This is a genomic window from Sphingomonas sp. R647 (assembly GCF_020177055.1).
In the GTDB taxonomy this organism is placed as follows: domain Bacteria; phylum Pseudomonadota; class Alphaproteobacteria; order Sphingomonadales; family Sphingomonadaceae; genus Sphingomonas.
On record NZ_JAIQXT010000002.1, the window covers coordinates 327,091 to 340,570 of the forward strand.

Annotated in this window: 16 protein-coding genes; 5 read left to right on the plus strand and 11 right to left on the minus strand. The window is 65.7% G+C overall.

The window, feature by feature from the left end; all coding sequences use genetic code 11:
• Positions 1-25 precede the first annotated feature (25 nt).
• Complete coding sequence (locus K9B35_RS05455; protein ID WP_224920797.1) at positions 26-1,396, minus strand: M28 family peptidase; 1,371 nt, start codon at positions 1,394-1,396, stop codon at positions 26-28.
• Between the two features lie 101 nt (positions 1,397-1,497).
• On the opposite strand from K9B35_RS05455, the gene K9B35_RS05460 reads away from it, so the two are divergent.
• The 3 genes from K9B35_RS05460 to K9B35_RS05470 all read left to right on the plus strand — a co-directional run bounded on the left by K9B35_RS05460 (position 1,498) and on the right by K9B35_RS05470 (position 4,742).
• Positions 1,498-1,956 (plus strand): hypothetical protein, encoded by a 459-nt coding sequence (locus K9B35_RS05460; RefSeq protein ID WP_224920798.1) that lies wholly within the window; start codon positions 1,498-1,500, stop codon positions 1,954-1,956.
• Positions 1,957-2,031: 75 nt separating this feature from the next.
• Complete coding sequence (ettA, locus tag K9B35_RS05465) at positions 2,032-3,711, plus strand: energy-dependent translational throttle protein EttA (protein ID WP_224920799.1); 1,680 nt, start codon at positions 2,032-2,034, stop codon at positions 3,709-3,711.
• A gap of 44 nt (positions 3,712-3,755) precedes the next feature.
• Complete coding sequence (locus K9B35_RS05470; protein ID WP_224920800.1) at positions 3,756-4,742, plus strand: phytanoyl-CoA dioxygenase family protein; 987 nt, start codon at positions 3,756-3,758, stop codon at positions 4,740-4,742.
• 3 nt (positions 4,743-4,745) lie between these two features.
• Here the strand turns inward: K9B35_RS05470 and nadA are convergent, their stop codons facing one another.
• The 9 genes from nadA to K9B35_RS05515 form a co-directional block, all read right to left on the minus strand.
• On the minus strand, positions 4,746-5,744 hold the full coding sequence (gene nadA, locus K9B35_RS05475) for a quinolinate synthase NadA (RefSeq protein ID WP_224920801.1): 999 nt from the start codon (positions 5,742-5,744) through the stop codon (positions 4,746-4,748).
• Positions 5,745-5,793: 49 nt separating this feature from the next.
• Positions 5,794-6,453 (minus strand): hypothetical protein, encoded by a 660-nt coding sequence (locus tag K9B35_RS05480; protein WP_224920802.1) that lies wholly within the window; start codon positions 6,451-6,453, stop codon positions 5,794-5,796.
• 179 nt (positions 6,454-6,632) lie between these two features.
• Entirely contained in the window at positions 6,633-7,373 is a 741-nt protein-coding gene (locus tag K9B35_RS05485) for a DUF4230 domain-containing protein (protein ID WP_224920803.1), read from the minus strand.
• The gene (locus K9B35_RS05490) at positions 7,355-8,212 is read right to left on the minus strand and encodes an MBL fold metallo-hydrolase (protein WP_224920804.1); all 858 of its coding nucleotides are present in this window, start codon (positions 8,210-8,212) and stop codon (positions 7,355-7,357) included. Before K9B35_RS05490 ends, K9B35_RS05485 begins: the two co-directional genes overlap by 19 nt.
• Before the next feature lie 164 nt (positions 8,213-8,376).
• Positions 8,377-9,969: a M56 family metallopeptidase gene (locus K9B35_RS05495; protein WP_224920805.1), complete on the minus strand. Its 1,593-nt coding sequence runs from the start codon at positions 9,967-9,969 to the stop codon at positions 8,377-8,379.
• A complete protein-coding gene (locus K9B35_RS05500) occupies positions 9,966-10,334 on the minus strand; it encodes a BlaI/MecI/CopY family transcriptional regulator (RefSeq protein ID WP_224920806.1) in 369 nt (122 codons plus the stop codon). The genes K9B35_RS05495 and K9B35_RS05500 overlap by 4 nt, the downstream gene beginning before the upstream one ends.
• A gap of 365 nt (positions 10,335-10,699) precedes the next feature.
• On the minus strand, positions 10,700-11,029 hold the full coding sequence (gene grxD / locus K9B35_RS05505) for a Grx4 family monothiol glutaredoxin (protein ID WP_224920807.1): 330 nt from the start codon (positions 11,027-11,029) through the stop codon (positions 10,700-10,702).
• 2 nt (positions 11,030-11,031) lie between these two features.
• Positions 11,032-11,274, minus strand: coding sequence for a BolA/IbaG family iron-sulfur metabolism protein (locus K9B35_RS05510; RefSeq protein ID WP_224920808.1), 243 nt, complete (start codon positions 11,272-11,274; stop codon positions 11,032-11,034).
• Between the two features lie 2 nt (positions 11,275-11,276).
• Positions 11,277-11,600 (minus strand): DUF1476 domain-containing protein, encoded by a 324-nt coding sequence (locus K9B35_RS05515; protein ID WP_224920809.1) that lies wholly within the window; start codon positions 11,598-11,600, stop codon positions 11,277-11,279.
• A 140-nt stretch (positions 11,601-11,740) separates the two neighbouring features.
• On the opposite strand from K9B35_RS05515, the gene nadC reads away from it, so the two are divergent.
• Together nadC and K9B35_RS05525 are read left to right on the plus strand one after the other, a co-directional pair.
• Entirely contained in the window at positions 11,741-12,586 is an 846-nt protein-coding gene (gene nadC / locus K9B35_RS05520) for a carboxylating nicotinate-nucleotide diphosphorylase (RefSeq protein ID WP_224920810.1), read from the plus strand.
• Positions 12,587-12,622: 36 nt separating this feature from the next.
• Positions 12,623-13,069: a hypothetical protein gene (locus K9B35_RS05525; RefSeq protein ID WP_224920811.1), complete on the plus strand. Its 447-nt coding sequence runs from the start codon at positions 12,623-12,625 to the stop codon at positions 13,067-13,069.
• A 5-nt stretch (positions 13,070-13,074) separates the two neighbouring features.
• On the opposite strand, the gene K9B35_RS05530 is transcribed toward K9B35_RS05525, so the two are convergent.
• Complete coding sequence (locus K9B35_RS05530) at positions 13,075-13,470, minus strand: DUF4112 domain-containing protein (protein WP_224920812.1); 396 nt, start codon at positions 13,468-13,470, stop codon at positions 13,075-13,077.
• Between the last annotated feature and the right edge of the window lie 10 nt (positions 13,471-13,480).

Genomic DNA, 13,480 nt, shown 5'->3' on the forward strand with positions numbered 1-13,480 from the left:
CGGCGAGCCGAAATGGTGCAGCGCATCACTTGACCGGACCGATTTCCTCGGGCGCGTTCGCGACGACCGCAAGCATCGCCGTCCATGCCGCGACGTTCTGGCGCAGCTGGACCGGATCGACCTTGTCAAGCGTGTCGTCGGGGGTGTGGTGGAGGTCGAAATAGCGGCTGCCATCCTGTTGCAGGTCTATCCCCGCAACGCCGGACGCGACCAGCGCGGCGACGTCCGCGCCGCCGCCCGCGCGCTCACGGCCACGACTGATTCCCAGTGGCGCGAGCGCGGTGGCGACGCGATCGCCAACCGCCTTGGCGCTGTCGGGCAGTTTGAAATCGACCCGCCACACGCGGTCCGCGCCAAAGTCCGATTCGGCGGCGAGGGCGTGGTTCTCGTCCTTGTGCGCGTCGAAATAGGCCTTGCCGCCGAACACGCCGACTTCCTCGGCCCCGGCCCACAGGATGCGGATCGTGCGGCGCGGGGTCCCCGCGTCCATGATCCGCTTCGCTGCCGCAGCGACGATGCCGCAGCCGGTGGCGTCATCAAACGCGCCGGTGCCGATATCCCAGCTGTCTAGGTGGCAGGCGACGACTACCATGCCGGCCGCGGGATCGCTGCCCGGCACTTCGGCGATGACATTGCCCGATTCGGTGGTGCCGATCTGGCGCGGCGTGAGGGTCAGCTTCACTTTCACCGGCTGGCCGCGCTTGACGATGCGTTCGAGCTGCTCGGCATCGGGGAGCGACAGCGCGGCGGCCGGGATCGGCGTCACGCCATCGGCGAAGTTGGTGACGCCCGTATGCGGGTTGCGGTGATAGTCGGTGCCGATCGACCGGATCAGGATCGCCGCCGCGCCCTTGCGTGCCGCGACGGTCGGTCCGCTGCGCCGGGCGGCACCGAACGCGCCATATTGCGACCCGTCCTGGGTGCGGGTCATGCCGTGGCTGACAAAGGCGATCTTGCCCTTAAGGCTGCCATCGGGCGCAGCGTTAAGCGCGGCGAGGTCGGCGAAATAGACGATCTCCGCCTCAAGCCCCTTGGCGCTGGTGGCACCCGAATTGCCGAGGGCGGTGAGGTGGAGCGGCTGGGGGAAGGGGGCGAGCACCTCCAGCGTTTCCGCGCCGCGCACCCAGGTTTTCATCTGGAACGGTTCGTTGCGGACGTTCTTGAAGCCGAGCGCGGCCAGCTTCTTGAGCGACCAGGCGCGCGCGCGCGCTTCAGCCTCGGTCCCGGCAAGGCGCGGCCCGACTTCGGTGGTCAGACCTTCGGTAATCTCATAGGCCAGATCGTCCTTGAGCGCGGCGTCGCGAAGCGCGGCCGGGTCCATCCCTTGCGCAAAGGCGGTGGCGGGGAGCGCGAACAGGGCGGTCGCGGCGGCGAGGCGGGTGAGGCGATGCGTCATGCACGCCGTCCTAAAGTCACGAAACGCATTCGTCATGGGCCGAAACCCCTTCCGATCGACAAAAACTGGGGTAGGTCATGGCGATGGACGGCGATTCAGAGATGTTTGATCGGATCATCGCATTCGTGCGCGGCATCGGCATTCCGGTGACGGAGGATGCGGTCGCGGGCGATTCGTTTCTGCCTGCAGTCACGGTCACGGGCGGTGGCGTGGTGGTGGACCGTGCGCGGCTGCAATGGCCGGGCGATATCCTGCATGAAGCGGGGCACCTGGCGGTGCTGGAGCCGGCAGCGCGGAGTGGCGAAGTGCCCGATGACAGTGTGCTCGAGCTGGCGGCGATGGCGTGGTCCTATGCGGCGGCGATCGAACTCAAGATCGATCCTGCAATCGTGTTTCACGAAGGCGGCTACAAAGGCGGCGGCCCGGGGCTCGCGCAGACTTATGCAATGGGCTTGTATATCGGCCTTCCGGAACTGGTTGCGGCGGGCATGGCGCACAGCGCGCTGACCGCGCCGGAAAGTGACCCAGTCTATCCCGCAATGGTACGCTGGCTGCGCTGATTGCCTTGAGGGCGCGCCATCGCTACATCGCGCGTCAAATCCCGACCCACCAGTTCGATCGAACGGAGACCACAAGTGGCCGCCCAATACGCATATGTCATGAAGGACATGACCAAGTCCTTCCCCGGCGCGCAAAAGCCGGTGCTGAGCAATATCAGCCTGCAATTTTATCAGGGCGCGAAGATCGGCATCGTCGGCCCGAACGGCGCGGGCAAGTCGACTCTGATCAAGATCATGGCGGGCATCGACAAGGATTATACCGGTGAAGCCTGGCCGGGTGAGAACATCACGGTCGGCTATCTGGAGCAGGAGCCGCAGCTCGACCCGACCAAGTCGGTGCTGGAGAACGTCAAGGACGGCGCGCGCGAAACCGCCGACCTCGTCGAGCGCTTCAACGCGATCTCCGCTGAAATGGGCGATCCCAAGGACGACACCGATTTCGACGCGCTGATGGAAGAGATGGGCGATCTTCAGACCAAGATCGACGCGGTCGATGGCTGGAGCCTCGACAACCAGCTCGAGATCGCGATGGAAGCGCTGCGATGCCCGCCGGGCGACTGGCCCGTCGACAGCCTGTCGGGCGGTGAGAAGCGCCGCGTCGCGCTGACGCGGTTGCTGATCCAGAAGCCGTCGATCCTGCTGCTCGACGAACCGACCAACCATCTCGACGCCGAAAGCGTCAAGTGGCTCGAAAACCACCTGAAGGAATATGCCGGCGCGGTGCTGATGATCACCCACGACCGCTATTTTCTCGACAATGTGGTGGACTGGATCCTCGAGCTCGATCGCGGAAAGTACTTCCCGTACGAGGGCAACTACTCGACCTATCTGGAGAAGAAGGCCAAGCGCCTGGAGCAGGAGGACCGCGAGGCCACCGGTCGCCAGAAGGCGATCAAGGACGAGCTGGAGTGGATCCGCGCCGGCGTGAAGGGCCGCCAGACCAAGTCCAAGGCACGTATCTCGAAGTTCGAACAGCTGGTTGAAGCGCAATCGCAGCGCACGCCGGGCAAGGCCCAGATCGTCATCCAGGTGCCCGAGCGGCTGGGCGGCAAGGTGATCGAACTCGACAATGTGTCCAAGGCCTATGGCGACAAGCTGCTGTTCGAGAACCTGTCCTTCACGCTGCCCGCAGGTGGCATCGTCGGGGTGATCGGGCCGAACGGCGCGGGTAAGTCGACCCTGTTCAAGCTGATCACCGGGCAGGAAACGCCGGATAGCGGCACGATCGAGATGGGGACCACGGTCCGCCTCGGCTATGTCGATCAGAGCCGCGACCACCTCAATCCGGCCAACAATGTCTGGGAGGAAATCTCCGACGGGCTCGATTACATGAAGGTCAACGGCCACGACCAGTCGACCCGCGCCTATGTCGGCGCGTTCAACTTCAAGGGCCAGGACCAGCAGAAGAATGTCGGCAAGCTGTCGGGTGGTGAACGCAACCGCGTCAACATCGCCAAGATGCTGAAAAAGGGCGGCAACGTACTGCTGCTCGACGAACCGACTAACGACCTCGATGTCGAAACGCTGGGCGCGCTGGAAGAAGCGATCGAGAATTTCGCCGGTTGCGCCGTCGTCATCAGCCACGACCGCTTCTTCCTGGATCGTCTCGCGACGCACATCCTCGCGTTCGAGGGCAATTCGCACGTCGAATGGTTCGAGGGGAACTTCGAAGCGTATGAGGAAGACAAGCGGCGTCGTCTGGGCGATGCTGCGGATCGTCCTACGCGTTTGGCGTACAAGAAGCTGACGCGGTAATTGCACCATTGACCTGCATCGCCGCGCCGGAAAGGGTGGCGGCGATGCAGACCTATTCCAGCCTTCGCGATATCCGTGGTTTCGAGACGCTGTGGGCGGAGCTGACGTTCCGTGCGCCGCGCGTCGTTCGGCGCGACCAGAGCGAGCGGATGCTGATCGACACGCTCGGGTTGGGGCTGGAGCAGCTGATCCAGTATCTGGGATGGGAACGGCCCGAGCTCGATGCGTTCGAGGATTGGGTGATCGCGACGGCGGGGCGGCCCGATCCGCTGACGGTGGCGCGCTACCATGCAGCACTGGACGGCGCGCCGCTGCCTGAGGAGGTTCAGGCGCGGCTCGATGCGATCGACGCGATGCCCGATGTGCTGGATGCCGAGGATCTGGCGCATTGGGAGCGCGAGGGCTGGGTGACGCTGCGCGGCGCGATCTCGCGCGACGATGCGGCGCAGGTTGAGGCGTTGCTGTGGCGGTTGCTGAAAGCCGATCCGGCGCAGCCCGAGAGCTGGTACGGCCAGGACCTTAACGGTATCATGGTCCAGCATTTTCAAGATCCGGCGTTGGAGATCGCGCGCCGCTCGCCGCGCGTGCACAAGGCGTTCGCGCAGCTATGGGGCACCAGCGACCTGTGGTGCATCGTCGACCGGATGAGCTTCAACCCGCCCGAAATCCCCGGCCGACCGTTTCAGGGGCCGAAGATGCACTGGGACGTCAGCCTCGCCCGGCCGATCCCGTTTGCGACGCAGGGCATCCTCTATCTGACCGACACGGCGGCGGATCAGGGGGCGTTCGCGCTGCTTCCCGGTTTTCACCACCGGCTCGATGCGTGGCTGCAGGAGATCGGCGACACCGATCCGCGCATGGTCCATCTCGACCCGCAAGCGATGCCGATCGCGGCGGGGGCGGGGGATCTGGTGATCTGGCGACAGGACCTGCCCCACGGCGCCAGCCCCAACCGCGCGACGCGGCCACGGATGGCGCAATATGTGAACTTCTATTCGCCCGCGCTGACGGTCCACCGCGACTGGCGGTGAGGCTCAGTCGCCGGTGACGCGCAGCGGCCCCAGGTCGCCCAGGCCCACCGTGCCGCTCGCCATCGCCAGCATCCGGTCGAGGCTCTTCTTGGCCTTCAGCCGGATATCCTCGGCGATCTCGATCCGCGGTTCGAGGTCGCGCAGCGCGATGTAGAGCTTTTCCAGCGTGTTGAGCGCCATATACGGGCAGATGTTGCAGTTGCAGTTGCCGTCCGCACCGGGCGCACCGATGAAGGTCTTCTCCGGGACCGCCTTTTCCATCTGGTGGATGATGTGCGGTTCGGTCGCGACGATCAGCGTGTCGCCGTCGAAATCCTTGGCATATTGCAGGATGCCGCTGGTCGATCCGACATAATCGGCGTGGTCGAGCACGTGCGGCGGGCATTCGGGGTGCGCGGCGACGGGGGCCTTCGGGTGCTGTGCCTTGAGCTTGAGAAGTTCGGTTTCGCTGAACGCTTCGTGCACGATGCACACGCCCGGCCACAGCAGCATGTCGCGGCCCATCTTGCGGTTGATATAGCCGCCGAGATGCTTGTCGGGGCCGAAGATGATCTTCTGCTCCTGCGGGATCTGGCTGAGGATCGTTTCGGCCGACGAGCTGGTGACGATGATGTCGCTGAGCGCCTTCACCTCGACCGAGCAGTTGATGTAGGTCAGCGCGATGTGGTCGGGATGCTGCGCGCGGAAGGCGGCGAACTGGTCGGGCGGGCAGCTGTCCTCCAGGCTGCACCCGGCGTTCATGTCGGGCAGGATCACGGTCTTGTCGGGCGAGAGGATCTTGGCCGTTTCCGCCATGAAGCGCACGCCACAGAACGCGATCACCTCGGCATCGGTTTCCGCCGCCTTGCGGCTGAGCTCAAGGCTGTCACCGACGAAATCGGCGAGATCCTGAATCTCCGGCTTCTGGTAATAATGCGCGAGGATGACCGCGTTGCGCTCCTTGCGCAGGCGGTCGATCTCGGCGCGAATGTCGAGGCCGGACAGGTCGGTGCGTGCGTTCATCGTGATGCCCTCTGATTCGGGCCTCACATGGCCTTGTCGGGGTTGAGGTTCAACCCATTGGCGGCATCGGCCCGAACTCGAGCGGTGCAACCGCTGCGCCCGGCGTGCCTGCGGTGACCCAGCCATAGATCGCGTCGCCGATTGGCGAATAGACGATCGCCTCGGTCCCCGCCATTACCGCCAGGATCGTTCCGATCCCCCACAACCATGCGCGATGGACGCGCCCGGTCCGGCGCAGGTCGCGGATCATCCCGGCGATGGGAAACACGAGGCCGCAGACCATCGCGATCTGATACGACCAGGGGATCATCAGCGGCATGGGAAGCAGTCGCCCGAAGCCCGGCCCAAGCAGCGCCGCCATCGCGCACAGATGCAGGCGGCGGTGCCAGTCGGTGCGCCTGCGCATCGCGACGGCCGCGCTGGTCAGACCCGCGAAGAGCAGCACGACCAGCGGGTTGGCGATCAAAAAGTGCTGTGGGCGGAAGAAGAACGGCGCCTGCGCCAGCTGGATACGCCAGATGATGACGGCAAAGCCGGCCACCACCATCGCCGCGACCCAGCCAGCCGCGAGCCAGCCGAGCCGGCGGTGCAGTGCCAGCGACCCGCGCGTCGCGAGAAAGGTCTGGGCGACATAGAGTACCACCCAGCCAAAGAAGATGACGCCATGAACATGGACGAACAGCGGCGCGCCGAAGTTGGATCGCCCCATCGCCAAATGGATGCTGAACCCTGAAACCAGGATAAGCGCCATGAGGATTGCGCTGATTTCAAAGAAACGCGAATCGCGCGTGCGCGCAAACGCCGCGTCGTTAGCCAAAGTCGCCATAAGCTGCCCCCGCAACCAGTCTGTGGGGCGCCAATACCATATTGCTGTCGTAGCGTGAACGCCTAGTTTGCGTCTGCTTCGCGCTGTTCGCGTTCGCGCATTACCTGATCGACCGGCTTGGACATGTCCCAGCGTTCGCCGTCGCGCAGCGTCCGTTCGGGCGGGAAGGTGACGACGACGCGCACTTCGCCCATGCCGGCGGCCGTCAGCGGCTGGGCAAGCAAGCGGGCAATGGCGGCGCGGCCGAGTTCGCGCGCCTGCGCCATACGCTCAGGGCTCTTCGCCTCGCGCTCTGCGACGGTGGTGGCACGGGCGGAGGTGCTCTTGCTCAGCGCCTCGGCGGCGTCGCGAGTGACGAACAGCCCCTTGGTCTCGATCAGCGTGCGACGGCCTTCATCGGTATTGGCAGGAGCGGCGGTCACATCCGGGGCATCGACGATCAGCGTCCGGGTCTGAGCGTTCCATTGCAGATCGCCCGAGCCAAGCCGCGACAGGTCAACGAAATAGCTGACCGAATAAGGCATCTTCACGACCTGATCGCTGCGCAACAGGCCGAGGCCGCGGGTGTCCGAGGCGGTCGCCTGAACGGTGCCGGTGAGTTCGGCGACCTTGAGCGTGCCGGCGCCATCGAGGCGCGCGGTGACGATCTGCGTGATCGGATCGCCGCCCTCGGCAGGCAGGGTTTCGAGGCGGGTCTCCGCAAAGCGATCCCAAGAGATCCAGGCGGCCGCCGCGATCACCGCCAGCGCTGCGGTCGCCAGCAGAATGCGCAGGGGGCGGTCGGTCATGCTGCGCTGTGCCATGTTCCTGCCTCCTCGCTCACCAGACCCCGGTTCTGCAGGTCGATCAGATGCGCCAGCACCGACCGCCCGGCTGCGCCGGTCAGGCGCGGGTCAAGGCCGACATACATGCGTGTCACCATGTCGGGAATCGCGCCAATCTGCTGGCCGAGCAGGCGCAATATCTGACCCTCGCGCTGCTTGCGATGGCCCATCATCCCGCGTGCCAGCCGCTGGGGCATGGTCACTTCCGGGCCATGGGCGGGGTAATAGACCCGGTCATCGCGCGCGAGCAGCTTGTCGAGGCTGGCCATGTACGCGCCCATGTCGCCGTCTGGCGGCGCGACGACGCTGGTCGACCAGCCCATGATGTGGTCGCCGGTGAACAGCGCGCCGCTCTCGAGCAGGGCGAAGCAGAGATGGTTCGAGGTGTGGCCGGGGGTCGCGACGGCTTCGAGGGTCCAGCCATCCCCGGACACGCGCTCGCCATCGGCCAGCACGCGGTCGGGGGCGTAATCGCGGTCGAATGCGGCGTCGGAACGCGGGCCATCATCGTCGATCGTGAGCGCGGCGCAGCCGATGATCGGCGCGCCGGTCGCTGCGGCGAGCGGGCGGCTGGCCGGGCTATGGTCGCGATGGGTGTGGGTGCACAGGATTGCGCGCACTGGCCGACCGGCGATCGCGGCAACCAGCGCATCGAGATGCTCGGGCAGGTCGGGGCCGGGGTCGATTACCGCGACATCGCTGGTTCCGACCAGATAGGTCTGCGTGCCGGTATAGGTGAAAGGGGAGGGGTTGGCGGCGAGAACCCGCGCCACCAGCGGTTCGAGTTGCATCGCCACGCCGGTTGTCGCCTCATCCATCGTGTTGAAATGGCGATTCATCGGCGCGGGCACAACCCCGAACGCTGCGCGAGACGGGCCAACGACGCGCACGCGAACGGGCCGGCCGCGTGAAGGGGTCGCGGCCGGCCCTGGAGGAGACATCGCGCGGCGATGGACTAGCCGCGCGATGGTCCGCGTCGCGATCAGTCCTTGTCGGCGGTTTCCAGCTCGCGCATCGCATCGTCGATGCCCTTGAGCGCGGCGGCCTTCTGCTCGGCGCCGAGGTCGGTCTGTTCCTCGATCGAGCGCCGGGCCATTCTGAGGCCCATCACGGCGTGACGCTTGCCCATGTCGGCGCTGGCAATGGCGAAGACCTCGGCGCGGCGCGCGAGCGCTTCGGCACCCTTTGCGTGCGCGTCGGCAGCTTTGGCGCGCATTTCGATGCGGTCGGTGCAGAGCACGACAATCCGCTTGTCGCCATCGCGCTTCTCGATCTTGACCGAATCATCCTTCGATCCGCCGCACTTCATCGACTTCACATCGACGTCCATGTCGCCGGTAAACACTATGTCCTTGCCTTCGCCCTTCAGGCGGATGACGCGGGCTTCGACCTTGCCCTTGGCGTCTTTGTCCTTGCTGCCGGTGCGCTCGACCATGACGATGCGATGGACGCGCTTTTCCTGGGCGTCTTCGGGTGCTTCCGGTGCGGCCGGCGCTTCCGGCACCTGCGGCAGATCGGGCATCCAGGCCGCTGCCGGCACTGGCGGCGCGGCGGGGATAGCAGGCGGGGTCGGGGCGTCGGGCTGGCTGATGGCAGCACCCGCGCCAGAGGCTGTGAGCGCAAGTCCGGCGAGGGTCAGCGCCGCGGCGCCGGCGATTCCGGTGGTGACACGGGCACGCGACTTGGGATTGTGTTTCGAGAGCATTTTGAGCCTCCCCTTGAGTTCGTTGACGGTGTGTAGGTGGCATGCCGCCGAGACCGCACCCCCATGCGCGGACTTGACGATGGCGCGGCCATAGGCATGGCGCAGCGCCGGTGCGCGGCCTGAGAGCACAAGGGCGTCGCAGGCCAGTTCCTGGTCGGCGCGGAAGGCGCGGAACGCCCGCCATGCGACCGGGTTGAACCAATGGAGCGCGAGCACGACCAGCGCGATCCAGTTGGCAATCAGGTCACCACGCATATGGTGCCCGAGTTCATGGGCGAGCGCGAGGTTGCGCTCGACCGGGTCGTAGCGTTCCGCAAAGTCCCGCGGGAACGCGACATATTTGCGCCAGATGCCAAAGGCGAGCGGCCCGGTGGCGGCATCGGTCTCGATGACATGGACGCGCCCATCCGCGACGGTGCGGCGCACCTCGGCCTTGCGCATCAGATTGGCGCAGAAGCGGGAATGCGAGACGACGTGCCAGAGCAGGAAGGCGAGCGCGCCCACGGCCCAGATGGTGCCGATCACCAGCAACAGGCTCGGCCCGCTCACCGTCACGACGCTTGCCTCGGTGACCGTAGCGCTCGTGCTGGCCGCGAGATCTGCATGTGCCTGGATCAGCGCCTGATCGATGATCGCCTGAGTGCTGGGGGCGGCTGCGGGTGCCTCGGCAGCGTAGTTCAGGCCGCCCAGAAACTCGGTGAAGCTCCACGCGCCGGGCAGCGGCGGCATCAGCAGACGCAGCACCGGCAACAGCCATAGCGCATAGGCGATGTTAGGCCCGAATTGCTCGCGCACCGGCTTGCGCAGCGCGAGGACCACCAGCATCAGCAGCGTTGTGGCGATGCAGGTTTCGACCATCCAGGCGATCATTGCTTGATCTCCTTCAGCAGGGCTTCGATCTCGGCGATGTCCTGATCGGTCAGCGCATCGCGTTCGGCGAGATGCGCGACCAGCGGGGTCAGCTTGCCCCCGAACAGGCGGTCGATAAGGCGGCGCGATTCACCCTCGACATAGTCGCCACGCGCGACGAGCGGGCGGTACTGGTAGCGGCGGCCATCCTCTTCGGCGGCGATCACGTTCTTGGCGAGCAGGCGGCCAAGCAACGTCTTGACGGTGTTGGCGCTCCATGCGCGGGCGGGTGTCACCCGCTCGACCACGTCCTGCGCCGTCAGGGGCGATTCCTCCCATAGCACTTCCATCACGGCGTGCTCGGCATCGCTGATTCGCTCGGTCATCGCGTCCCTCTTTGACTACGGGTGTAATCGTTACGATCACATCTGTAGTCAAGGGGCTGAACGCTCGATGAATGATGTTCAGGCGGCGATCGGGTGGCGCGCCTGTCGGAAATTCTGACAGCTTTGCGAAAGGCTAAATCGGGTTAACCACGGTTATCGGCGGTTTTGCGTGGATTGTGGGAACTGGCACGGGCGGTGCAACACTATCGGCATATGTGTTCACCCTCGTGTGTGACGCTTCAGGGGCGGGTGGCTTTCGGGCCACCCGCCCTTTCCCGTTCAGGAACGCTGGCAGGAAAAACGGACACTTGTCGCCGCCATCTCCCGCGCGGCCACGGCGGCGCGCGTTCGCGCCGTGACGCGGCCTATGCTGCGCTGACGCCCTTGTCTTCGAGTAGCTGCGCGAGCTCACCGCTCTCGTACATTTCCATCATGATATCCGAGCCGCCGATGAACTCCCCCTTCACATAGAGCTGGGGGATGGTCGGCCAGTCGGAAAACGCCTTGATACCCTGGCGTACTTCCTGATCCTGCAACACGTCGACGCTTTCGAATTCGACCCCGAGATGGCTGAGGATCGAAACCGCGCGGTTGGAAAAGCCGCACTGCGGGAACAGCGGCGTACCCTTCATGAACAGCAGCACCGCGTTCGAATCGACGAGGGACTGGAGGCGGGCGTTGGTGTCGTCGGTCATGGTCATTCGCTCCCTGCCGGAACCGCAGTGGTCAACTGGAGGGCGTGGAGCACGCCCCCCATCCGACCGCCAAGGGCGGCGTAAACTGCCTGGTGCTGCCGGATACGGGGCAGCCCCCGGAAACTCTCGCTGGTCACGCGGGCGGCATAATGATCGCCATCCCCGGCGAGGTCGGTGATCTCGATCGCGGCATCGGGGATGCCGGCGCGGATCAGCGCCTCGATCTCGCTTGCCGCCATCGGCATGCTTACTGCGCTTCCATCAACTGGCGGCGCGCTTCGATGGTCTTCTCTTCGACCGCTGCACGTACCGCGGTGCCGTCGATCTCGATGCCGGCGGCAGTGAGGTCGCCGAGCAGCTTGCGGATCACGTCGTCATCGCCCGATTCCTCGAAATCGGCCTGGACCACGGCCTTGGCATAGGCATCGGTCTCTTCGGGCGTCAGCGCCATCTTTTCTGCTGCCCACTGGCCAAGCAGGCGGTTGCGGCGCGCGGTCACGCGAAACGCCATTTCCTCGTCCCGGGCATATTTGGCCTCGAACGCGCGTTCGCGATCATCAAAGGTTGTCATCTGCGTCACCCTTAAAATTGTCTCGTTGGGGAGATAGGCGCGGCCCGCGTGCATGGCAACGGGTCCGCCGCAGCGCGACCGACATTGCCCCGGATCGGGCGGGGCGGTAGGCGGCGGGACATCAGGGTTCAGGAGTTGCCATGTCCGTCTTTCAGCTCGAAGGGTTCGACCTCGACGCATTCGTGGCCGCCACGCTGGCCGAGGATGTCGGGTCGGGCGACGTCACCGCGACGGCGGTGATCCCGGCGGACGCGGTGTTCGACGGGGTCATGGACAGCCGCGATGCGGTCATCGTTGCGGGACTTCCGATTGCCGCCGCCTTTTTCCGGGCGCTCGATCCCGCCGTCGAGATTGAATTGCTCGCCACAGAGGGCGAGGCGGTCCCGGCGGGGAGCGACCTGATGCGGTTGCGCGGCAACGCACGTGCGCTGTTGACGGCCGAACGCTCGGCGCTCAACACCGTCCAGCATCTGTCCGGGGTCGCGACGATGACGCGTGCCTATGTCGATGCGATGGCGGGGAGCGGCGCGACATTGCTCGACACGCGCAAGACGATCCCGGGCCTGCGACGGCTGGAGAAATATGCGACGCGGATGGGCGGAGCGAAGAACCATCGCATGGGTCTGTGGGACGCGGCGATGATCAAGGACAACCATGTCGCCGTCGCCGGATCGGTGGAGGAAGCGGTGGCGCGGGCGGTGCGCGCCGGGATCGGCGAGATCATCGTCGAGGTCGACCGGATCGACCAGATCGCACCGGCGCTGGGGGCGGGAGCGACCCACTTGTTGCTCGACAATATGGGGCCGGAGCTGTTGCGCGAGGCGGTGGCGCTGGTCGCCGGGCGCGTGCCGACCGAGGCGTCGGGCGGGGTGCGGCTCGACACGATCGGCGCGATCGCGGCGAGCGGGGTGACGTATGTCAGCGTCGGACGACTGACCCAATCGGCGCCGGCCGCCGATATCGGGCTGGACTTCGCCCCCGCCTGACGCCTAGCATTTCGGCAACACAGGAGAGGGAAATCCATGCGACCCCAGTCGATTATCCGTTTCGAACAGGCCTATCTCGCGTCGATCGTCGTGTGGGGGATCAACACGGCGCTTGGCTGGGGCACGCAGATGGCGACCGTCGAAGCCTCCTTCGCGCCGATGCCGGAGATGGTCCCGCTGGGTCGCGCGATGCTGATCGGCTTCACCCTGTTCGCGCTCTTCGTCTCGCTGCTGCTTTGGTACTTCACCGCACGCAAGGCGAGCGAGGTGACCAAGTGGATCATCGTCGCGTTCTTCGGGCTTTCGGCGGTGGGTCTGCCGTTCACGCTGGCGGGATTCGAAACGACCGGCGTTTTGCCGATTGTTCTCAATATTGTGACCTTCGCGCTGACGGCGGTCGCGGTGTGGATGCTGTTTCGGCCGGACGCTTCGGCATGGTTCCGTGCGAGCGACGGGAGCGTTCCTCCGCCCCCGATCGCCTGATCGGGTCAGCTATCGATGGTTGCGGTCGCCGGGTGGTGCTTGTCGAGGTGCCGCTTGATGATCTTCAGGTTGCGTGAGTTGGAGCGGTAGAAGAAGTCGGCGACATCGCCGACGCCGGGGATCAGTCCGATCAGCCAGTCAAAGCCGACATTGCCGACCATCCGCACCATCGCGCCGCGCGACATGCCGATATTGCGCGCTTCCCAGACCATGTAGAGGCCCATCGCCGCAGCAATGACGTCCCCGCCGACCGGTACCAGACCGATGAGCGCGTCGAGCCCAACCGTCTGGCGGGTGCCGGGGATGGTGAAGCTGCGTTCGAGCAGTTTCTCCAGCGCGACGACGCGCTGACGCACCGAATGGGGATCGCGGCCGATCGGGAAACCGGGGGTGCGCTGCATGCGGGTCGCC